The organism is Stenotrophomonas sp. 220_Sma (assembly GCF_056487375.1).
In genome coordinates, this window is record NZ_CM151348.1 from 4536717 (window position 1) to 4557466 (window position 20750).

At 66.4% G+C, this 20750-nt stretch carries 19 protein-coding genes; 11 read left to right on the plus strand and 8 right to left on the minus strand.

From position 1 onward, the window contains the following. The first annotated feature begins 174 nt into the window (after window positions 1-174). The 6 genes from ACZLIB_RS21155 to ACZLIB_RS21180 are packed head-to-tail and all read left to right on the plus strand — an operon-like array spanning window position 175 to window position 6100. Window positions 175-3006, plus strand: a complete 2832-nt coding sequence (locus ACZLIB_RS21155; protein ID WP_478468636.1) for a monovalent cation/H+ antiporter subunit A — start codon at window positions 175-177, stop codon at window positions 3004-3006. After that, window positions 3006-3398 (plus strand): Na+/H+ antiporter subunit C, encoded by a 393-nt coding sequence (locus ACZLIB_RS21160; RefSeq protein WP_049401674.1) that lies wholly within the window; start codon window positions 3006-3008, stop codon window positions 3396-3398. The genes ACZLIB_RS21155 and ACZLIB_RS21160 overlap by 1 nt, the downstream gene beginning before the upstream one ends. Continuing rightward, window positions 3395-4930: a monovalent cation/H+ antiporter subunit D gene (locus ACZLIB_RS21165; protein WP_032127155.1), complete on the plus strand. Its 1536-nt coding sequence runs from the start codon at window positions 3395-3397 to the stop codon at window positions 4928-4930. The genes ACZLIB_RS21160 and ACZLIB_RS21165 overlap by 4 nt, the downstream gene beginning before the upstream one ends. Continuing rightward, complete coding sequence (locus tag ACZLIB_RS21170; RefSeq protein WP_049401676.1) at window positions 4927-5433, plus strand: Na+/H+ antiporter subunit E; 507 nt, start codon at window positions 4927-4929, stop codon at window positions 5431-5433. The genes ACZLIB_RS21165 and ACZLIB_RS21170 overlap by 4 nt, the downstream gene beginning before the upstream one ends. Then, a complete protein-coding gene (locus ACZLIB_RS21175; RefSeq protein WP_005411334.1) occupies window positions 5430-5714 on the plus strand; it encodes a K+/H+ antiporter subunit F in 285 nt (94 codons plus the stop codon). The genes ACZLIB_RS21170 and ACZLIB_RS21175 overlap by 4 nt, the downstream gene beginning before the upstream one ends. Then, window positions 5711-6100 carry a Na+/H+ antiporter subunit G gene (locus ACZLIB_RS21180; RefSeq protein WP_049401677.1) on the plus strand — a complete coding sequence of 130 codons (390 nt, stop codon included), beginning with the start codon at window positions 5711-5713 and terminating at the stop codon, window positions 6098-6100. The genes ACZLIB_RS21175 and ACZLIB_RS21180 overlap by 4 nt, the downstream gene beginning before the upstream one ends. Before the next feature lie 599 nt (window positions 6101-6699). Here ACZLIB_RS21180 and ACZLIB_RS21185 read toward each other — a convergent pair. Continuing rightward, a complete protein-coding gene (locus ACZLIB_RS21185; RefSeq protein ID WP_478468638.1) occupies window positions 6700-7665 on the minus strand; it encodes a sodium:calcium antiporter in 966 nt (321 codons plus the stop codon). A gap of 73 nt (window positions 7666-7738) precedes the next feature. Beyond that, on the minus strand, window positions 7739-8392 hold the full coding sequence (locus ACZLIB_RS21190; protein ID WP_478468640.1) for a hypothetical protein: 654 nt from the start codon (window positions 8390-8392) through the stop codon (window positions 7739-7741). 125 nt (window positions 8393-8517) lie between these two features. On the opposite strand from ACZLIB_RS21190, the gene ACZLIB_RS21195 reads away from it, so the two are divergent. Then, window positions 8518-9051 carry a hypothetical protein gene (locus ACZLIB_RS21195; protein WP_478468641.1) on the plus strand — a complete coding sequence of 178 codons (534 nt, stop codon included), beginning with the start codon at window positions 8518-8520 and terminating at the stop codon, window positions 9049-9051. 84 nt (window positions 9052-9135) lie between these two features. Here the strand turns inward: ACZLIB_RS21195 and hmgA are convergent, their stop codons facing one another. After that, a complete protein-coding gene (gene hmgA / locus ACZLIB_RS21200; RefSeq protein WP_368849969.1) occupies window positions 9136-10434 on the minus strand; it encodes a homogentisate 1,2-dioxygenase in 1299 nt (432 codons plus the stop codon). An 85-nt stretch (window positions 10435-10519) separates the two neighbouring features. Then, a complete protein-coding gene (gene hppD, locus ACZLIB_RS21205) occupies window positions 10520-11632 on the minus strand; it encodes a 4-hydroxyphenylpyruvate dioxygenase (RefSeq protein WP_204305880.1) in 1113 nt (370 codons plus the stop codon). Window positions 11633-11698: 66 nt separating this feature from the next. Between hppD and ACZLIB_RS21210 the strand changes: the two genes are divergently transcribed. Beyond that, window positions 11699-12256, plus strand: a complete 558-nt coding sequence (locus tag ACZLIB_RS21210) for a MarR family winged helix-turn-helix transcriptional regulator (protein WP_005411341.1) — start codon at window positions 11699-11701, stop codon at window positions 12254-12256. A 381-nt stretch (window positions 12257-12637) separates the two neighbouring features. Continuing rightward, on the plus strand, window positions 12638-13693 hold the full coding sequence (locus ACZLIB_RS21215; RefSeq protein WP_197615567.1) for a PDDEXK nuclease domain-containing protein: 1056 nt from the start codon (window positions 12638-12640) through the stop codon (window positions 13691-13693). Window positions 13694-13724: 31 nt separating this feature from the next. Here the strand turns inward: ACZLIB_RS21215 and ACZLIB_RS21220 are convergent, their stop codons facing one another. From ACZLIB_RS21220 to ACZLIB_RS21235, 4 genes are all read right to left on the minus strand, one after another. Further along, window positions 13725-14864: a hypothetical protein gene (locus ACZLIB_RS21220; protein WP_478468643.1), complete on the minus strand. Its 1140-nt coding sequence runs from the start codon at window positions 14862-14864 to the stop codon at window positions 13725-13727. 226 nt (window positions 14865-15090) lie between these two features. Further along, window positions 15091-15696: a thioredoxin family protein gene (locus tag ACZLIB_RS21225; protein ID WP_478468645.1), complete on the minus strand. Its 606-nt coding sequence runs from the start codon at window positions 15694-15696 to the stop codon at window positions 15091-15093. A gap of 19 nt (window positions 15697-15715) precedes the next feature. Then, window positions 15716-17215 carry a peptide MFS transporter gene (locus ACZLIB_RS21230; protein ID WP_329894197.1) on the minus strand — a complete coding sequence of 500 codons (1500 nt, stop codon included), beginning with the start codon at window positions 17213-17215 and terminating at the stop codon, window positions 15716-15718. A gap of 181 nt (window positions 17216-17396) precedes the next feature. Next, window positions 17397-18272 carry a tryptophan 2,3-dioxygenase gene (locus ACZLIB_RS21235; protein WP_478464626.1) on the minus strand — a complete coding sequence of 292 codons (876 nt, stop codon included), beginning with the start codon at window positions 18270-18272 and terminating at the stop codon, window positions 17397-17399. A 335-nt stretch (window positions 18273-18607) separates the two neighbouring features. On the opposite strand from ACZLIB_RS21235, the gene pdhA reads away from it, so the two are divergent. Together pdhA and ACZLIB_RS21245 are read left to right on the plus strand one after the other, a co-directional pair. Next, complete coding sequence (gene pdhA, locus ACZLIB_RS21240) at window positions 18608-19690, plus strand: pyruvate dehydrogenase (acetyl-transferring) E1 component subunit alpha (protein ID WP_032127144.1); 1083 nt, start codon at window positions 18608-18610, stop codon at window positions 19688-19690. Further along, on the plus strand, window positions 19683-20750 hold the full coding sequence (locus ACZLIB_RS21245) for an alpha-ketoacid dehydrogenase subunit beta (RefSeq protein WP_005414714.1): 1068 nt from the start codon (window positions 19683-19685) through the stop codon (window positions 20748-20750). Before pdhA ends, ACZLIB_RS21245 begins: the two co-directional genes overlap by 8 nt.

The following is a 20750-nucleotide window of genomic DNA, read 5'->3' on the forward strand; positions in this document are numbered from 1 at the left end:
GCGTAGGGTGTCCCCCGAGAGCAACCGGGGAGGGACCGCAGCAACGTGATGCTGCGCTGCAGAAAAAATGAATCAGCGGACGTTACATGCAATTGATCGCTGTTCGATGGGTTTCGGCGACATTTCGCAGCCTGTTATCCTCCCTGACCTGCTCGTGAATCATGGATTCCCTGCATGCTCCCCAGCCTGCCCCTGCTGCTGGCCCTGCCGTTCCTGATGGCAGCGGCTGTTGCGGCCTTCCCCCGTAGTTCGCGCTCGACTGCTGCCTGGCTGGCGGCGCTGGCGCCGTTGGGCGGGCTGGCCATCCTCGGCTGGCTGACCCCGTCGGTGCTCGACGGCCAGGTGGTGCGGACGATGGTCCCTTGGCTGCCGCAGATCGGCCTGGACTTCACCCTGCGCCTGGACGGGCTGGCCTGGATGTTCGCCGGGCTGGTGCTCGGCATCGGCGCGCTGGTGGTGCTGTATGCGCGCTACTACCTGAGCCAGCAGGACAACGCCCACCGCTTCTACTGCTACCTGCTGCTGTTCATGGGCGCCATGCTGGGCATGGTGCTGTCGGGCAACCTGCTGTTGCTGATGATCTTCTGGGAAATGACCAGCATCAGCTCGTTCCTGCTGATCGGCTTCTGGTCGCACCGCCAGGACGCCCGCGAAGGCGCGCGCATGGCGCTGGTGATCACCGGTGGCGGCGGCCTGGCCCTGCTCGGTGGCGTGCTGCTGATCGGCCGCATCGTCGGCAGCTTCGACCTGGACGTGGTGCTGGCCGCCGGCGAGCAGATCCGCGCCAGCGCGCTGTACCCCTACGCCCTGTTCCTGGTCCTGGCCGGCATCTTCACCAAGAGCGCGCAGTTCCCGTTCCACTTCTGGCTGCCGCACGCGATGGCGGCGCCGACCCCGGTCTCGGCCTACCTGCACTCGGCCACCATGGTGAAGGCCGGTGTGTTCCTGCTGGCGCGCCTGCACCCGGCGCTGGCCGGCAGCGACCTGTTCTTCTACACGGTCAGCGGCATCGGCGCGCTGACCCTGCTGATCGGTGCCTGGAATGCGATCTTCCAGCACGACCTGAAAGGCCTGCTGGCGTACTCGACCATTTCCCACCTGGGCCTGATCACCCTGCTGTTCGGCCTGTCCACGCCGATGGCGGTGGTGGCCGGCGTGTTCCACATCCTCAACCACGCCACCTTCAAGGCCTCGCTGTTCATGGCCGCCGGCATCATCGACCACGAAACCGGCACCCGTGACATGCGCAAGCTGGGTGGCCTGCGCAAACTGATGCCGTTCACCAGCGCGCTGGCGATCATCGCCTCGCTGGCGATGGCCGGCATCCCGCTGCTCAACGGCTTCCTGTCCAAGGAAATGCTGTTCGCCGAAGCGCTGACCGCCGGCGGCGGCCCGGGCGCCATGCGCACGGCCGTATCGATCGCGGCGCTGCTGGCCGGTGTGTTCGGCGTGGCCTACAGCCTGCGCTTCGTGCACGACACCTTCTTCGGCCCCGGCCCGCACGACCTCGACCGCGTGCCGCATGAGCCGCCGCGCTGGATGAAGGTGCCGGTGGAACTGCTGGTGGTGATCTGCGTGGCGGTGGGCATCGCCCCGGCACTGACCGTGGCGCCAGTGCTGCATGCCGCTGCGGCCTCGATCCTCGGCAACGCCATGCCCGAGTACAGCCTGGCCGTATGGCACGGCTTCAACCTGCCGCTGGCGATGAGCGCGATCGGCGTGGTCGGTGGCGTGGCGCTGTACTTTGGCCTGCGCAAGCTGATCAACCTGCACGGGGTGGAAACCCGCACCACCGGCCGCAACGTGTTCCATGCGCAGCTGGATGCCCTTTCCGCGCTGGCCATGCGCCTGACCAACGGCATCGCCAATGGCAGCCTGCAGCGCATGCTGCTGGGCCTGGTGCTGGTGGCGATCGCGGTCGCCGCCGCGCCGTTCGTGGCCAACCCGGCCTCGCCGAACTGGACCACGCCGCAGCCGATCCCGCTGCTGGGCTGGGTGCTGTGGCTGGTGATGATGGCCTGCGCCGTTGCCACCCTCCGTGTCTACAAGCAGCGCCTGCTGGCGGTCCTGCTGGTCGGCGGCGTCGGCCTGATGGTGGCGCTGACCTTCGTGTTCCTGTCCGCACCGGACCTGGCGCTGACCCAGCTGCTGGTGGAGATGGTGACCCTGGTGCTGATGCTGCTGGGCATGAACTACCTGCCCGCGCAGTCCGGGCCGGAGCGGCCGCGCTGGCGCAAGCGCCGCGATGCGGTGATCGCGATCATCGCCGGCGCCGGCCTGGGTGCGCTGGCCTATTCGGCGATGACGCTGCCGCCGAACACCATGGCCGGCGAGCTGCTCGCCCGTGCCCTGCCCGAGGCCTACGGCCAGAATGTGGTCAACGTGATCCTGGTCGACTTCCGCGGCTTCGATACCTTCGGCGAGATCACCGTGTTCGGCATCGCCGCACTGGTGGTGCATGCGCTGCTGCGTCGCACGCGGATGGCGCCGGAGCAGATCATGCCCGGCCCGCCGATCAAGCTGCCGGTGCCGGCCGACCTGGCGCAGATCATGTTCCCGCTGACGCTTACCGTATCGATCTTCCTGTTCCTGCGCGGCCACAACGCGCCGGGCGGTGGCTTCATCGCCGGCCTGGTGCTGGCGGTGCCGCTGCTGATCCAGTACGTGATCCAGGGCACCGCGTCGGTGGAGTCGCGCTTCGGCTTCGACTACATCCGCTGCATCGGCATGGGCCTGTTGATCGCCCTGCTCAGCGGCAGCGCGTCGATGCTGTTCGGCGTGCCGTTCCTGACCAGCGGCCACCTCGACCTGCACCTGCCGCTGATCGGCGACGTACCGCTGGCGAGTGCGATCGGCTTCGACATCGGCGTCTATCTGGTCGTGTTCGGTGGCGCCATGCTGATGCTGTCGATGATGGGCACGATCAAGCCGTCGCGTACCCGCACTGCCCGCAAGGGTGAGATCGACCTGCAACGCCGTTCGGCACGCACCGGGGAGATGCACTGATGGAACTGGCCCTGGCTACCGCGATCGGCGTACTGACCGCCATCGGCATCTACCTGCTGCTGCGTGCGCGCAGCTTCGATGTGATCCTCGGCATGACCTTCCTGTCCTACGCCACCAACCTGCTGATCTTCGCCGGTGGCCGCGTGGTGCTGGGCAAGGCACCGGTGCTGCAGGAAGGCGTGGACAGTCACCTGGGCAACTACACCGATCCGCTGCCACAGGCGCTGGTGCTGACAGCGATCGTGATCGCCTTCGCGATGACCGCGGTCAGCATCGTGCTGGCCATGCGCAGCCGCAGCGACAACCACAGCGACCACGTGGACGCCCACGAGCCGGATGACGACCTGCAGGATGAGCGCATGCCGCCGCGCCAGGGCGAGGACCGCGCATGAACCACCTGGTGATCCTGCCCATCCTGATTCCGCTGCTGGGTGCTGCACTGTCGCTGTTCGTCGAACACCGCCGCTATGGCCCCAAGGTGCAGCGCGCGGTGGCCTGGACTGCGCTGTCGGCGCTGGCGCTGGCGGTGGGCCTGCTGTTTGCCGCCACCGCCACCGGTGAGATCAACGTCTACCTGCTCGGCGACTGGCCGTCGCGTCTGGGCATCGCGCTGGTGGCCGACCGGCTGTCGGCGTGGATGCTGCTGACCACCCTGCTGCTGGCCATTCCCTGCCTGCTGCATGCCTGCTCGGGCTGGGACCGCCGCGCACCGCACTTCCATGCACTGTTCCAGTTCCAGCTGGTCGGCCTGAATGGCGCGTTCCTGACCGGCGACATCTTCAACCTGTTCGTGTTCTTCGAGGTGATGCTGATCGCCTCCTACGGCCTGCTGCTCAGTGGCGGCCGCGGCCTGCGCATGCGCATCGGCCTGCACTACGTGGTGTTCAACGTCACCGCCTCGACCCTGTTCCTGATCGCACTGGGCCTGCTGTACGCCTCGCTGGGCTCGCTGAACATGGCCGAGCTGTCGCAGCGCATTGCCGAGGTGCCGCCGGCGCAGCTGACCCTGGTAAAGGCCACGATGGGCCTGTTGCTGCTGGTGTTCTGCGCCAAGGCTGCACTGATGCCGCTGTACCTGTGGCTGCCGGAAGCCTATTCGCGTGCACCGGCCGCCGTGGCCGCCCTGTTCGCGATCATGACCAAGGTCGGCCTGTACTCGGTGCTGCGCATCCAGATGCTGTGGTTCGGCGACGATGCCGGTGCGATGGCCGGCTATGGCCGCGACTGGCTGCTGTGGGCCGGCGTGGCAACGCTGGTGCTGGGCGGCCTCGGTGCGCTGGCCGCGACCCGCCTGCGCGTGCTGATCTCGTATCTGGTGATCGTCTCGGCGGCCACGCTGTTCATCGCCTTCTCGGTAGGCACGCCGCAGGTGCTGTCCGCCGGCCTGTACTACCTGCCACACAGCAGCTTCGTCGCCGCCGCACTGTTCCTGATTGCCGACCTGATCCGCCGCCGCCGCGGTGGCGCCAGCGACCGCAAGGAAGTGGTCGCGCCGATGCCGGGCAAGGAAACGCCGGCGGTGCTGTTCCTGATCGGCGCGGTGTCCGTGGCCGGCCTGCCACCGCTGTCCGGCTTCCTGGCCAAGGCCGCACTGCTGGCCGGCATGCCGGCGCAGTACACCGCCCCGGTGTGGACCGCGGTGCTGGTGAGCAGCCTGCTGGTGATCATGGGCCTGACCCGTGGCGGCATCCGCCTGTTCTGGCGCGTGCCGCCGGTCGAGGCCGATGCACCGAAGCCGCGCAAGGCACGCCTGCGCCGGGTCGAGCTGTACGCGGCCTGCATCCTGCTGGCCTACGGCATCGGCATGACCCTGGCCGCTGCACCGCTGATGCGCTACACCGACGCCACCGCCGCACAGCTGCTGCAACCCAGCGAGTACGTGCAGCAGTTGCGCGCGACCACGCCGGAGATCCGCCAGCCATGACCGCCCAGCGCTCCCTGTTCCGTCGCGTCATTCCCTCGCCGATGCTCAGCATCATGGTGGTGGCGTTCTGGCTGCTGATGTCCGACAGCTTCACCCTCGGCCAGTTCGTGCTGGGGCTGGTGCTGGGCGTGGTGGTGCCGCTGTTCGCCGCGCGCCTGGACCGCGAGTTCGCCCGCATCGGTACCCTGCGACCGCTGCCCAAGCTGCTGTGCGTGACCCTGTGGGACATCCTGATGTCCAACATCCGCGTCGCCGTGCAGGTGCTGGGCCCGGAGAAGAACATCCATCCGGGCTTCATCTGGCTGCCGCTGGACATCGCCAACATCCACGGCATCGCCGCGCTGACCAGCATGATCACGCTGACCCCGGGCACGGTCTCGGCCGCGCTCAGTGACGACCGCAAGTTCCTGCTGGTGCACGTGCTGCACCTGGAGGACCCACAGGACCTGATCGATACGATCAAGCGCCGTTACGAGGCGCCGTTGATGGAGATCTTCCCATGACCGGTTTTGAAGTCATCCAGACCACCCTGGTGGTGTGCATGCACGTGGTCGGCCTGGCCATGCTGCTGGCCACCTGGCGCCTGCTGCGCGGGCCGACCGTGCCCGACCGCATCCTCGCGCTGGACACGTTGTCGGTGACCGCGATTGCCGAGCTGATGCTGTTCGGCATGTACCTCAACTCGCCGATCTACTTCGAGGCGGCGCTGATCATCGCCATGCTCGGCTTCGGCAGCACCGTGGTGCTGAGCAAGTTCGTGCTGCGCCGGGACATCGTCGAATGATCACCGCGATCCAGATCGGCCTGTCGATCCTGCTGCTGTTCGGCTGCTTCTTCATCCTGGTCGGTGCATTGGGCCTGGTGAAGCTGTCCACGTTCTTCAAGCGGCTGCACGCACCGACCAAGGCCAGCACGCTGGGCGTGGGCTGCGTGCTGGTGTGCTCGGTGTGCTACCACATCTTCCTCGGCCAGGACCCGCAGCCGCGCGAGCTGCTGATCACCGTGTTCCTGTTCATCACCGCACCGATCAGCGCGCACATGATGGCCAAGGCCGCGCTGTCGCTGCTGATGGAAACCCGCCCCAGCCTGCCCGGCAACGAACCGGCTGCTGAAGAGCAGCTGCCGCCGCCGGAACCGGTGCGGGAAGAAGAAACCACGCAGAACCGGTGAATCCGGTAGAAGCCGACCTTGGTCGGCGCTTTGTTTCCCCGAGTGCCAACCAAGGTTGGCACCCACCGGGTGATCGGTGGTGGGTGCCGACCGTTGGTCGGCACGGAACCAACCACATCCACGCATGGCGTGGATCTACCGACTGCAATGCCCGGTAGAGGCCGACCTTGGTCGGCGCTTTGTTTCCCTGAGTGCCAACCAAGGTTGGCACCCACCGGGTGATCGGTGGTGGGTGCCGACCGTTGGTCGGCACGGAACCAACCACATCCACGCATGGCGTGGATCTACCGACTGCAATGCCCGGTAGAGGCCGACCTTGGTCGGCGCTTTGTTTCCCTGAGTGCCAACCAAGGTTGGCAGCTACCGCATCATCGGTGGGTGGACCGGTGGGTGCCGACCGTTGATCAGCACGGAACCAACCACATCCACGCATGGCGTGGATCTACCGACCGCAATGCCCGGTAGAGGCCGACCTTGGTCGGCGCTTTGTTTCCCTGAGTGCCAACCAAGGTTGGCAGCTACCGCATCATCGGTGGGTGGACCGGTGGGTGCCGACCTTGGTCGGCACGGAACCAACCGCATCCACGCATGGCCTGGATCTACAACGCCGGGGCACCCACCAGCAGCAGCTCCAGCACGAACCAGCCCGCGAACGCGACCAGCAGGATCGCGCCTTCGCCGCGGCTGATCTTCAGGTCGCCGCGCAGCATGGGGTACAGCACCAGTGCGAAGGCCAGCAGCGCCGGCAATTCCAGGCGCACGAACGAGGCCGGCAGCGCCAGCGGCTGCAGTACCGCCATCGCACCAATCACCAGCAACAGGTTGACCACGCTGGAACCCAGCACGTGGCCCAGCACCATGTCGCCATGACCACGGCGTGCGGCAGCAATCGCGGTTGCCACCTCCGGCAACGCGGTACCGATCGCGACCGGCAGCAGACCGACCAGTAGCGGCGTCCAACCCAGTGCAGTACCGAAGTCCGCTGCGGCCCCCACCACCAGGCGTGCGCCCCAGTACAGGGCCAGCGCGGCGATCAGCACCCGCAGTACATTCAACGGCAGGCTGGTGCGGCTCAGTGCGGACTCGGCGATGGCCGCCTGCACCTCCGCGCTCTCGACGCGACCGCGGCGCAGCAGCAGCGCCTGCACCACGATGAAGCCGGCCAGCAGCACGCCGCCCTCCCAGCGTGCCAGGCCACCATCAAGACCGAACAGGATCAGCAGCACGCCGGCCGCCAGCAGCGACCACCACAGCACCGTCTGCAGGCGCGCGCGCAGCAGCAGTGGCGCAGCCATGGCCGCCACGGCCAGGGTCAGGCCCAGGTTGACGATGCTGCTGCCCACCGCGTTGCCCAGCGCCAGCTCCGGTTGACCGACCGCCAGCGCGCGCGCGTTGACCGCCAGTTCCGGCAGCGAAGTGGTCACGCCGAGCAGCAACAGGCCAGCCGTGAACGGACTGGCCCCGAAGCGCTGGGCCAGGCCGGACACGGCCTTGACGATGGAGTCCCCGCCCAGCGCCAGCAACAGCAGGCCGAGCAGGAACCAGGCAATGGCAATGGCGATCATCGAGCACTCCCCCAGCGGTCGTGGCGCGATTCTACGCTGGCCCCGCGCGCATGGCTGGGCCGTGGATCAAGGATCAGCCACAACCTTCCACATAATCGACCTGCGGGGTCTGCCCGACCCGCCACGCGCCGACCCGGCCGTCCGCGCCGAGCGCAAAGTCGATCACTGCGCCGCCCTCCTGCGCCGGCCGCACGCGCAGGTGCTGGGCCTTCTCGTCGTACTTGTCGGGGCCGACATCACCGCGCTCGGGATACAGCACCTGCAACTCGCCCAGGGTCATGCCGACCTTACCGCCGCCCGGTGCGATGATGGCGGCGCTGCGCACGTCGTAGCGCACCAGCTTGCGGCCTTCGATCATCAGGCGCGGATCTTCGGCATTCTGCGGTCGCAGGAAATAGCAGCCATCGTTGCTGTCGTCGACCTGCAGCGGTTTGCCACTGGCATCGGTGCCCAGCCCCTGCAACGGCGCGCCGAAGCCACTGCGGACCTCAGCGATGCCGGCACCCAGCTTCGCGCCGGCGAAGCCCTCCAGGTGCGCGGGACTGTCCTCGCGGCGGTCATTGGCTGGACGGGCTGCCAGATCAGGATCCGTCGACTGCGCGGGCCCCGTCGCCGAGGCGGTTTCGGCCGGGGTATCGCTGCCGCTGCCGGCCGCCCCCTGTTTGTCCTGGCCGCCGCAGGCGGTGAGCGAAAGGAGCAACAGACCAGCAAGCGGAAGGTGCTTCATCGGTGCGGTTCCCTGGCACGAAGGTGGCTGCACGCTAGCCCATCCTGTGTGCAGGCGCTGCATTGTCATCGCGGTTTCATCGCCCTCGTTCAGGCTCGGCGTGCACCGACTTGGCTGTCCCTTCCATGCAACCGCGCAAGACCGATCTCGCCCGTACCGCGCTGCAGGCCCACCGCGCGCCGCTGGACATGCGCCAGCGCCGGTTGCTGATCCTGTGCGACGGCCAGCGCACCATTGCCGACCTGACCGGCCTGCTCGGCCAGGACGCACCTGCGATGGTCATCCAGCTTGTGCAGGCGGGGTACCTGAGCACTGGCGTCCCAGCACCGTCGCCCGCAACCGCGGTAGCGCCGGTGCCCACACCGCCGGCAGCCGCACCTGCAGCACTTGCTGCACCCGCGGTCGAACGCCGCCGCTCGCTGGTGGCCGCGCGCATCTATGTGCTGGGCATCCTGGAGATGCAGCGCCACCCGCAGGCGGCAGCACTGTTCCGCGACCTGCAGCAGGCGCGTGCGGAAGACGAGGTGCTGCAGCGGCTGCAGTCGGCCATGCAGTTGCTGCCCGGGCTGACCTCGGACGGCTATTGCCAGCGCGTACGCCAGCGCCTGTTGGAAGCCCTGCCGCTGGAGCATTGCGACGCGTTCGTCGAGGCCGCCTGAAGAAAAAGGGGACGGAGGGGATTAAGTCGTTTCGAACACAGGTGTGCTGTTTGCGACTTAATCCCCTCCGTCCCCTTTTCCGGATCAGCGGAAGTTGTTGCGCAGGCCGTTCCAGCACTGCTGGTAATCGCCCTGGCGATGGCCGGCGGCCAGCGCCTGTGCTGTCGGGCGGATCACTGCGCGGGTCTCGAACATGAAAGCCATCGTGTCCTTGATCACATCGGCCTTGGACAGGTCCGCATTGGAGGCCTTGTCGAAGGTCGGCGCGTCCGGGCCGTGGCCGCTCATGCAGTTGTGCAGCGATGCGCCACCCGGCACGAAGCCTTCGGCCTTGGCATCGTAGGCGCCATGCACCAGGCCCATGAACTCGCTGGCGATGTTGCGATGGAACCACGGCGGACGGAACGTGTTCTGCGCCACCAGCCAGCGTGGCGGGAAGATCGCGAAGTCCATGTTGCTGGTGCCGGGCGTGTCGCTGGGCGAATGCAGCACCAGGAAGATCGACGGATCCGGGTGGTCGTAGCTGATCGAACCGATGGTGTTGAAGCGGCGCAGGTCGTAGCGGTACGGCGCGTAATTGCCATGCCAGGCCACCACGTCCAGCGGCGAATGGTCGATCGGCGCACGCCACAGGCGGCCCTCGAACTTGGCGATCAGTTCGAAATCACCATCGACATCCTCGAACGCCGCGTGCGGGGTTTCGAAGTCGCGCGGGTTGGCCAGGCCGTTGGACCCGATCGGACCGAGGTCCGGCAGTTTCAGCAGCGCACCGTAGTTTTCGCAGATATAGCCGCGGCTCGGGCCATCGGGCAGTTCGACGCGGAAGCGCACGCCGCGCGGGATCACCGCGATCTGCTGGGGCTCGATCTCGATCACGCCCAGCTCGGTCAGCAGGCGTAGGCCGCCCAGCTGCGGCACGATCAGCAGCTCGCCATCGGCATCGTAGAAGTAGCGGCCGACCATGTCGCGGTTGGCGGCATAGAGGTGGATGCCCACGCCGGCATGCGCGTCGGGCGAGCCGTTGCCACCCATCGTGTACAGGCCTTCGACAAAGTCGGTCGGCAGTTCCGGCAGCGGCAGCGGGCTCCAGCGCAGCTGGTTCGGCGAGGCCGGCTGTGCGCCGAAATCACACTGCAACCGCGACTGCGCGAACGGGGTGAACTCGCCATGGGTCACCGCCGGGCGGATCCGGTACAGCCAACTGCGGCGATTGCTGCCACGCGGCGCGGTGAAGGCGGTGCCGGTCAACTGTTCGGCGTACAGGCCGTGGGCCACCTTCTGTGGCGAGTTCTGCCCGACCGGCAGCGCGCCGGCGACGGCCTCGGTGGCGAATTCGTTGCCGAAACCGGACTGGTAGCCGCGGGCGGTGATGGCGGTGGACATGGAAACTCCAGAGATTGCCGGCCAGCGGCCGGCACTACCATTCGGACAGGCAATGTCGGCGGGAGGCCGACATTGCCTGCAGACCTTACAACACGCCGCGGCGGATCTGGTCGCGCTCGATGCTTTCGAACAGCGCGGTGAAGTTGCCTTCGCCGAAGCCTTCGTTGCCCTTGCGCTGGATGATCTCGAAGAAGATCGGGCCGATGCAGTTCTGGGTGAAGATCTGCAGCAGCTTGCGCTGGTGGGTTTCCGGATCGGCATCGATCAGGATCTTGTTCTTGGCCAGGCGCGCCACGTCTTCACCGTGGTTCGGCACGCGCTGGTCGATCACGTCGAAGTAGGTCTCCGGCGTGTCGAGGAAGTCCACGCCCTGCGCACGCATCGCTTCGACGGTCTCGTAGATGTTCTCGGTGAAGCAGGCGATGTGTTGGATGCCTTCGCCCTTGTACGCGTCCAGGTACTCGTTGATCTGGCTCTTCGGGTCGGACGATTCATTCAGCGGAATGCGCACGATGCCGTCCGGCGCGGTCATCGCCTTGGACACCAGGCCGGTCTTCAGGCCCTTGATGTCGAAGTAGCGGATCTCGCGGAAGTTGAACAGGCGCTCGTAGTAGTCCGACCACTGCTGCATGTTGCCGAAGTACAGGTTGTGGGTCAGGTGGTCGATGAAGGTCAGGCCGAAGCCGAACGGATGCAGGTCGGCACCGGCGATCGGCTCGTAGTCGCCGTCGAAGATGCTGCCGGCGCTGCCGTAGCGGTCGACCAGGTACAGCATGCAGTCGCCGATGCCCTTGATGACCGGCGCGCTGACCGCCTTGCTGTCCGGCTTGAAGGCGATGGCTTCGGCGCCGTTGCCCAGCGCGGTCTGGTAGACCTCCTGGCCCGGCTTCTTGAAGCGGATGGCGAAGCCGCAGGCGCACGGGCCGTGCTTTTCGGCGAAGTCCGAAGCGAACGAATCCGGGTCTTCATTGACCAGGAAGTTGACGTCGCCCTGGCGATAGACGGTAATCGGACGCTGCTTGTGCTTGAGCACCGCGCTGAATCCCATCTTCCGGAAGTACTCGTGCAGCTCCTGGCCACGGCCGGCCGGGGCGGCGAATTCGACGAACTCGAAGCCGTCGATGCCCATCGGGTTCTCGAAGGTGGTGACCTGCATGCCGGGGTTGGGGTGCGAGGCGGTCGGGACTGCGGTATTCATGGCGTGGCTCCGAATCGGTACCGCATCGGTACAAACCAGGTGCGGGCAGGTAGGGACCCGGCGAGAATGCAGGGTCTGGACCTACCCCTTATAGTTACACTTGAAACCACCAGCAAGGTGCACCGCAACATGAGCCCCGCCGATCCCGTTTCGACCCGCCTGCGTTCCTCGCACGTCCTGCTCGACCTGGAACAGTTCCTGCCGTACCGGCTGAGCGTGCTGTCCAACCGGGTCAGCGGCAACATCGCCAAGCTATACGGCGATCGTTACGGTCTGGCGATTCCCGAGTGGCGGGTGATCACCATCCTGGCGCTGTACCCGGGCTCCTCGGCCAGCGAGGTCTCCGACCGCACGGCAATGGACAAGGTGGCGGTCAGCCGCGCCGTGGCCCGCCTGCTGGAGCGCGGCTTCATCAAGCGCGAGACCCACGGCGACGACCGCCGCCGCTCGGTGCTGGCGCTGTCGGCGGCCGGCTTCGAGGTCTACGAGACCATCGCGCCGATGGTGATCGAGATCACCCGCAAACTGATGTCGGTGCTGAGCGAGGAGGAAGAGCAGGTGCTGGAAAAACTGATCCTCCGCCTGGCCGGCGAAGGCCTGGAGCGGATGGGCGAAGGGGTCTGAAAGAAAAAAGGGGACGGAGGGGATTAAGTCGTTTTGGCCCCCCAGATCGCGGGTTCCGACCCCGACCGGCAGCGGAACAGTGGCTGGGCGATTGTCGTCCGCCCCCTTTGATCTGACGGGACCCGCTCTTTGGCGGACTGCGGACCGACCGCAAACGATGCCATCGGACGCATTACCCCCCCGCAGATCCCGTCCTGAAGTGTCGCCCTCGCCCGGCGACATTTCCGCATTGGCCCGATACGGCCCGTTTCCGCCAGGCTGGTGTATCGAAACGGGCTGATCCAGTGAATTCTCCTATTGGACTGCTCACGTGTGCGGCCTGACGGTAAACGTTCAACGGGTATCAGCCCGGCCACGGATCCACATCGGACGGGCCCCCTCATGGATGACTCGCATTCAACGCTGCCGCATGGCCAGGAATTGCTGGCCGATCTCAGAGAGCTGATCTGCGCGGCGCGCAACAGGATGCACAGAACCATCAACAGCGAGCTCACGCTGTTGTACTGGCGGATCGGGCGGCGCATCCACGCTGATCAGTTGAGGGGCCGACGGGCCCGCTACGGAGAGCTTGTCTTCACCCGGATAGCCAAGGCGCTGACGACCGAATTCGGTACCTCCTTCGGTGAAAAGAGCCTGCGCCGGATGGTGCAGTTCTCCACCGCATTTGCGGACGAGCAGATTGTCGTATCGCTGATACGACAATTGAGCTGGACCCACTTCATCGCACTGATCCCCCTGGCGGATCCGCTCAAGCGTGACTTCTATGCGCAGATGGCCGCCACCGAGGGCTGGAGTGTGCGCATGCTGCGCCAGCGCATCGATTCGATGTTGTACGAGCGCACGGCGCTTTCCAGTCAACCCGAGCAGACCATCGCCGATGAGTTGGCGGCACTGCGTGGCAACCAGCAGCTGTCTCCAGGGCTGGTACTGCGTGATCCCTACGTCCTGGATTTTCTTGGCCTGAAGGACAGCTGGGACGAGCAGGACCTTGAAAGCGCGATCCTTCGCGAGATGCAGGGCTTCCTGCTCGAACTTGGCACGGGCTTCAGTTTCGTCGCCCGCCAGAAGCGCATCCAGATCGACGGCGATGACTTCCACCTGGACCTGCTGTTCTACAACCGGCGTCTGCGCAGGCTGATCGCTATCGAGCTGAAGATCGGCGAGTTCAGGCCCGCCTATAAAGGGCAGATGGAACTCTACCTGCGCTGGCTGGACCGCTACGAACGTGAGGACGGCGAGCAGGCGCCGTTGGGCATCATCCTCTGCACGGGGAAAAAGGCGGGTCAGATCGAATTGCTGGAGCTGGATCGCTCAGGCATCCATGTTGCGGAATACCTGACCACGCTGCCCTCTCGTGAGGTCCTCAAGCAAAGACTGCAGACCGCCATGGAGCGGGCCCGGCAAAAGCTGCAGACCGCGGCACCCGGCCCCCTGTAGATCCACGCCGCGCGTGGATGGCGCTCATGCTTCAGCTCAGATGCTTGCGCCGCGCATGGATCCACGGCACCGCCAGCGCAGCGATGGCACCGCCGGCGAAGCCCAGCGATGCGGCAACCGTGGCCGCTTCAACCGCGCCCGGCAGCGCCAGCGCGGCAGCCACCAGCAGCAGCGACGGCAGGCCGACGAAGGTGCCCAGGAAGAAGTGCCAGCGCGGTGACCAGGTGTTGAGCTGCAGCAGGCTGACCGGCTGCCAGGCGTCAGACGCGGTGTCTTCGGCGATTTTCGCCACGACCTTGCCCAGGTCCACCTCCGGCAGCGCACGCCCCTGGCGTGCGGTCGCCAGCAGTTCGGCCACCGCCTCCACCGGCGGGAAACTGGACGGCCACGCAACCGGCGCCGGCACGCCATAGGCGGTCAGCAGCGGCACGCTCAGCCACGGCGCCACCAGTGGGCGCATGCGGCGACGGCCATGCACGCACCAGATCTGCGGCTGGCCGTGCGCGGTGACGCTGTACAGCGCCAGTTCGTTGGCCGGTGGATAGCCGAGCATGGTCACCCGCGCGGCCAGGCTGTCCTGGCCCATCGCGCGCAGGAAGCCAGGACGGCTGCGCCCTTCCTGCATCCACGCCAGCCCCAATGCACCCACCAGATAGGCCTCGGCCACGTCCTTGCTGCCGGCGGTGGCGCGCTCGTCGCTGGCCAGGTACCAGGCCAGCGACTTTGGTTCAGAGACGTCCTCCAGGCCCCAGCGGCTGTCGTCACCCAGCACGTGGCGCACCGGCAGGCGCGCCGACGCGGTTTCGCCGCGTTCGCCCGGCTGCAGGAACGGCAGCACGCCCTGGATGAACGTGGACAGTTCGATCGCACGCACGCCTTGGCCCTGCCATTCCGGCGGCAGCAGCCCGGCCAGCTGGCCGTCGGCGGCCAATGCATCGAGCCGTGATTTCTGCTCGACCAGTTTCTGCACCGCCCCCTTCAGCACCACGTTGTCGGGCAGCGCGATCTGCGGCAGGCGGTGACGCGGCGGTGCCAGTTCAACGGTGTCCTCGCCGGTACCGGCGTCATCCAGCAACGCCTCCTGCGGCGGCAGGGTCACGCCCTCGCCTGCCCCAGCCTCGGCCAGGTCGCTGGCAGGTTCGGGCAGTCGTTCGGCGTGGTCGCTGTGCATGGGCGTTCCGGAAGGTTGCATCGACGGGATGTCGACTGAGGTCCTTGCCGGTAACGGCGTACGTACGGTGAAGTTGAGATGCCGATTCGGAGAGTGTGACGGCGCGCGCAATCGACCCACGTCACGCGTGGATGTGCCTCAGTGCCGACCAACGGTCGGCACCCACCGGGGGTGGCGGTCAGCGGTCGGCATCCACCGAAGCTGCCGGCCAGCGGCCGGCACTACCCTATTCCGGTTTGTCAGGTGCCCACTGCTTGAGGAAGGCGGTCACCCGTGCCGGCTGGAAGGCGTCGCCCTTGCGCAGTTCGCCGGTCGCCTGCGACACCAGCAGGCTGCCATCGGCATTGAGCACCAGCAGGTGCGGGTAGTCGCGCTCCATCTCCGGGAACTGGGCGAAGAAGGCGGTGTTGGGCTGTTCGTCGCTGGCGTTGACCTTCACCCACACGTAGTGGGCATCGCGGAAGCGGCGCAGATCGCCGTTGCCTTCCACCAGCTCGTCCAGCGCCCGGCAGCGCTCACAGGCGGCGTTGCCGACCTCGAGCAGGATGCGCTTCTTGCCGCGCTGGGCTTCCACCTTGGCGGTGGCCAGATCGTCGGCGGGGTTGCGGGCCGGGTCGAACTGCGCGCCGAGCCCTGCGATGGCGGCGATGTCCGCCGCCACCGGGGTGTTGCCCGAGGCCACCGGTTCGCTGGGGTCAGCGACCGGTGGCTCGGTGGGTCGGGTATCCAGAGGCTGCGTAGGCTCGGCGGCGGCAGGCGGTTGCGGTTGGGAACAGGCGCCGATCAGCGCCACACAGACCACCACCACTGCACCACCGAGCTTGCTGCGCATGCCTACTACCCTCTCATCATCATTTGACGCCGTGCATCAGCTTGTTGATCAGCGGGGCCACCAGGAACAGCACCACGCCGGAGCCGATCAGGGCCCAGAACCCGAAGGTATACCCCTTCAGGGCCGACTCGACCGTCATGCCGCCTTCACCACTGACCACGCCAGCGAAGATGCCCGACAGGTTGTTGCCGATGCCGGTGGACAGGAACCAGCCACCCATGCCGAAGCCGACCAGGCGCACCGGGGCCAGCTTGGTCACCATCGACAGGCCGATCGGCGACAGGCACAGCTCACCCACCGACTGGATGACGTAGACCATGAACAGGGTCCAGAACGGGATCTTGCCGTCCACGACCATCTGCGACAGCGCGTACATCAGCAGGGCGAAGGCGGCGCCGTTGAACAGCAGGCCCAGGCCGAACTTGCGCGGAATGGACGGGTTGGCGCGGCCCATGGCCACCCAGATCCAGGCGATGATCGGCGCCAGGGTGATGATGGCCACCGAGTTGACCGACTGGAACCACGCGGTCGGGAACGTCCAGTCACCGAACTGGCGGTTGACGATGTTCTCGGCCAGGAAGGTGAACGAGCTGCCGGCCTGTTCGAAGAACATCCAGAACATCACATTGAAGGCGAAGATGATCAGCATCGCGATCACGCGGTCGCGCTGCACCTTGCCTTCGCGGATGCCCTCGACCAGCAGCAGGATGGCCAGCGCGGTGAACATCGCGCCCAGGATCCAGGCCAGTGCGGTGGCGCCGGTGGCCAGCAGGAAGTAGGCGACCGGGATGGCGACCACGGCACCGGCCAGCACCATGATGATGCGGCCGAAGCCTTCAGCGCCGGCCGGCGGTGCACCGATGCCCTTCAGGCCGGCGCGACCGATGTAGAACCACACCAGCGAGATCAGCATGCCCACGCCCGAGGCGATGAACACGACCTTGTAGGACGGCATCGCGTCGGTACCGAAGACCTTGCGGGCCAGGTACTCGGTCAGCACCGGGGCGATCATCGCGCCGATGTTGATGCCCATGTAGAAGATGGTGAAGCCCGAATCGCGGCGCTCGTCCTTCAGGCCGTACAGCTTGCCGACCATGGTCGAGATGTTGGGCTTGAACAGGCCGTTGCCGACGATGATCGTGGCCAGGCCGAGCTTGAAGATGTGCTCCTGCGGCAGCGAGATCATGAACAGGCCGGCGGCCATGATGATCGCGCCGGTCAGGATCGATCGCTGGTAACCCAGTACCCGGTCGGCCACGTAGCCACCGAAGATCGCTGCGGCATACACCAGGGCCAGGTAGGCGCCGTAGATGCGGCTGGCGTCGCCTTCACCGGCAGCGCTGCCGTTGTAGAACTGGGCGACGATGTACAGCACCAAGGCCCAGCGGATGCCGTAGAACGCAAAGCGCTCCCAGAACTCGGTCATGAACAGCATCCACAACGGGCGCGGGTGGCCCAGCGTGGTCTTGAAGTCCGGCAGCGCCGGCTCTGGGGTGTTCGCAGTGGCGTTTACGCTCATGCGGATTTCCTGGTTCGGTGGATGACGAGCACGTCCGATGTGCAGTTGGAGCAACGCGCGAGGATCACCGACTTCTGGCGTTCACGTCAAATACACGCCGTTTGAGGCAGGTGCCAGCCTGCTCCCTGAACTTGCATCTGAAACGATCCAGCCGCCGGCCGGGATTCAAGCTGAATACGGATCAGCCCTGTTCTGCCGGGGGCCCGGCCTGCAGGCTGGTCCGCACCTGGAACAGTTCAGGGAAGAAGGTCAGTTCCAGCGCCTTGGCCAGGAAGCCCACGCCGGACGAGCCGCCCGTGCCGCGCTTGAAGCCGATCACCCGCATCACGGTGCGCATGTGTCGGAATCGCCACAGCTGGAAGGCGGTCTCCAGGTCCACCAGGTCCTCGCACAGCGAATACTCGCGCCAGTAGCGGTCGGTGTCCTGGTAGATGCGTTCGAAGACCGGCTGCAGTGCGTCATCGGCCACATGCGGCTGGGTCCAGTCGTGGGCCTCGTACACCGCCGGGACGGCGTGGCCGAAACGGGTCAGGTACTTCAGGAATTCCTCGTACAGGCTGGGCGCCTCCAGCACGGTGCGCAGCTGCGCCTGCCCGGCCGCATCGTGCTCGAACACCTGCAGCATCTGTGCGTTCTTGTTGCCCAGCAGAAACTCGATGTAGCGGTACTGCAGCGACTGGAAGCCGGAGGACGGGCCCAGCACGTCGCGGAAGCCCATGTACTCGGACGGGGTCAGCGTTTCCAGTACCGACCACTGCTCGGTCAGCTGGCGCAGCACCTGCTTGCTGCGCGCCAGCACCTTGCGGCACTGCCAGACTTCATCGCGCTGCAGGAAGCCGATTGCGGCACGCAGTTCGTGGCCAAGCAGCTTCAGCCACAGCTCCGAGGTCTGGTGCTGGATGATGAAGAGCATCTCGTCATGGTGCGGCGGGTTGGACAACGGCTGCTGCGCGCTGAGCAGCTGGTCCAGCCGCAGGTAGCCGCCATAGGTCAGCCGCCCCTGCAGATCGGTGTGGATGCCGGCTTCGAGATCGCGTTGGTTGTTGTCGACGGACATGGGCGGGACCAGATCGGGGGCGGCAAGGGTAGCGCGTTGCCGCCGCGCTGGCAGCCGCCGGGTCCATACCGGGGCGTGCGGTTGGTCGTGGAGCATCGGCCGATGCCGGGGCTGCGCGTGGAACCGTCCGCGCCGTTGTACTGGCGGTCAGCCAGAGGCGTATTCTGATGCTTTGCAGCAACGACTGAATACGTTGTTGTTATTGGCCCCCCACCCGCCGGCAGGGGTAAAACGGGGAATCGCCGTGTTGCGGCGCAGGAAGGCTATTCCGTACGCGTTCCTTAACATGGCGATTCATATCATTTGTAACTTCTCTGTCGAAGGTGCAGTACGCAATGACGGTTGCCGCTGAATTCAAGATCGAATACCTGCAGTACCTGGATACGGACGGCAAGCTCGTCCGCGATGACCTGCCCGCGTCGCTGCGCGACCCCAAGGTCCTGGTACCGCTGTTCAAGCAGATGCTGTTCGTACGTACGTTCGACAGCAAATCCATCGCGCTGCAGCGCACCGGCAAGCTCGGCACCTATGCCGCCTGCCTGGGCCACGAAGCCGCGCACGTGGGTATCGGCGCTGCGATGCAGAAGGACGACGTGTTCGCACCTTCGTACCGCGAGTATGGCGCGATGTTCATGCGTGGCGTGCGCCCGCACGACGTGCTGATGTACTGGGGCGGCGACGAACGCGGCAACGATTATGGCGGCAACGCGGCCAAGGACTTCCCGTTCTGCGTGCCGATTTCCACCCAGTGCCTGCATGCCGCAGGCGCTGCGCTGAAGTTCAAGCTCAACAAGGAAGCGCAGATCGCGGTGGCGGTGTGCGGTGACGGTGGCAGCTCCAAGACCGACTTCTATGCGGCCCTGAATTCGGCAGGCGCCTACAAGCTGCCGCTGATCCTGTGCATCGTCAACAACGGCTGGGCCATCTCGGTTCCGCGTTCGGCCCAGACCGGTGCCGAAACGCTGGCGCAGAAGGGCCTGGCCGGCGGCCTGCACTGCCTGCAGGTGGACGGCAACGACCTGATCGCAGTGCTGGCGGCGATGGAGCAGGCGCGCGAACGTGCGCTGGCCGGCAACGGTGGCACCGTGCTGGAACTGATGACCTACCGCCTGTCCGACCACACCACCGCCGATGACGCGCGCCGCTACCGCGACGACGCCGAAGTGAAGGATGCCTGGCAGCGCGAGCCGATGCTGCGCCTGCGCAAGTACCTGATCAACGCCGGTGTGTGGAGCGAAGAAGAGGAAACTGCTTGGGTCGCCGAATGCGGCACCCGCGTGGACGAGGAAGTGAACCTGTACCTCAACACGCCGGTGCAGCCGGTCGAGGCGATGTTCGACTTCCTGTATGCCGATCCGCCGCCGGACCTGCTGGCCCAGCGTGCCCAGGCGATCGCCCTGGAGAAGCGCCATGGATGAGATCAAGAACGGCGCGCCCGGCGCGCACACCAACGCCGCCGACAGCGCCGCCGTCGCGCGCGGAGAAGAGAGCATGACCACCACCCCCATCACCCTGATCGAAGCCATCACCCAGGCGCTGGCCTGGGAGCTGGAACACGACCCGTCGGTGCTGGTGCTGGGCGAAGACGTGGGCGTCAACGGTGGCGTGTTCCGCGCCACCGCCGGTCTGCAGCAGCGCTTCGGCTCGGACCGCATACTCGACACCCCGCTGGACGAAACCACCATCGCCGGCCTGACCATCGGCCTGGCCGCGCAGGGCATGAAGCCGGTGGCCGAAGCCCAGTTCGACGGCTTCATGTACCCGATGGTCGACCATATCGTCTGCCATGCCGCCCGCCTGCGTTACCGCACGCGTGGCCGCCTGCACTGCCCGATGGTGCTGCGCGTGCCGTGGGGCGGTGGCATCCGCGCGCCGGAACACCACAGCGAAGCCAACGAGGCGATCTTCACCAACGTGCCGGGCCTGCGCGTGGTGCTGCCGTCGTCGCCGCAGCGTGCCTACGGCCTGCTGCTGGCCGCGATCCGCGAGCCGGATCCGGTGATCTACATGGAGCCCAAGCGCATCTACCGCCAGTACAAGGAAGTGGTCGTCAACGACGGCGAAGCCTTGCCGCTGGACGTCTGCTTCGTGCTGCGCGATGGCACCGACGTGACCCTGGTGACCTGGGGCGCGCAGGTGAAGGAAGCGCTGGAAGCGGCCGACAAGCTGGCCGGCGAAGGCATCAGTGCCGAAGTCATCGACGTGGCCACGCTGCGTCCGCTGGACTTCGCCACCATCGCCGAATCGGTGGCCAAGACCGGCCGCTGCGTGATCGTGCAGGAGGCCCCGAAGACCGCGGGCTTCGGCGCCGAAATCGCTGCGCGCCTGGCCGAGGAATCGATCTACGACCTGCTGGCCCCGGTCGAGCGCGTTACTGGCTACGACACCCACATTCCGCTGTTCCGCCTGGAAATGAAGTACCTGCCGAGCGTTGAGCGGATCGTGGCTGCGGCCAAGCGCGCGGTGGCGGCCGGCTGA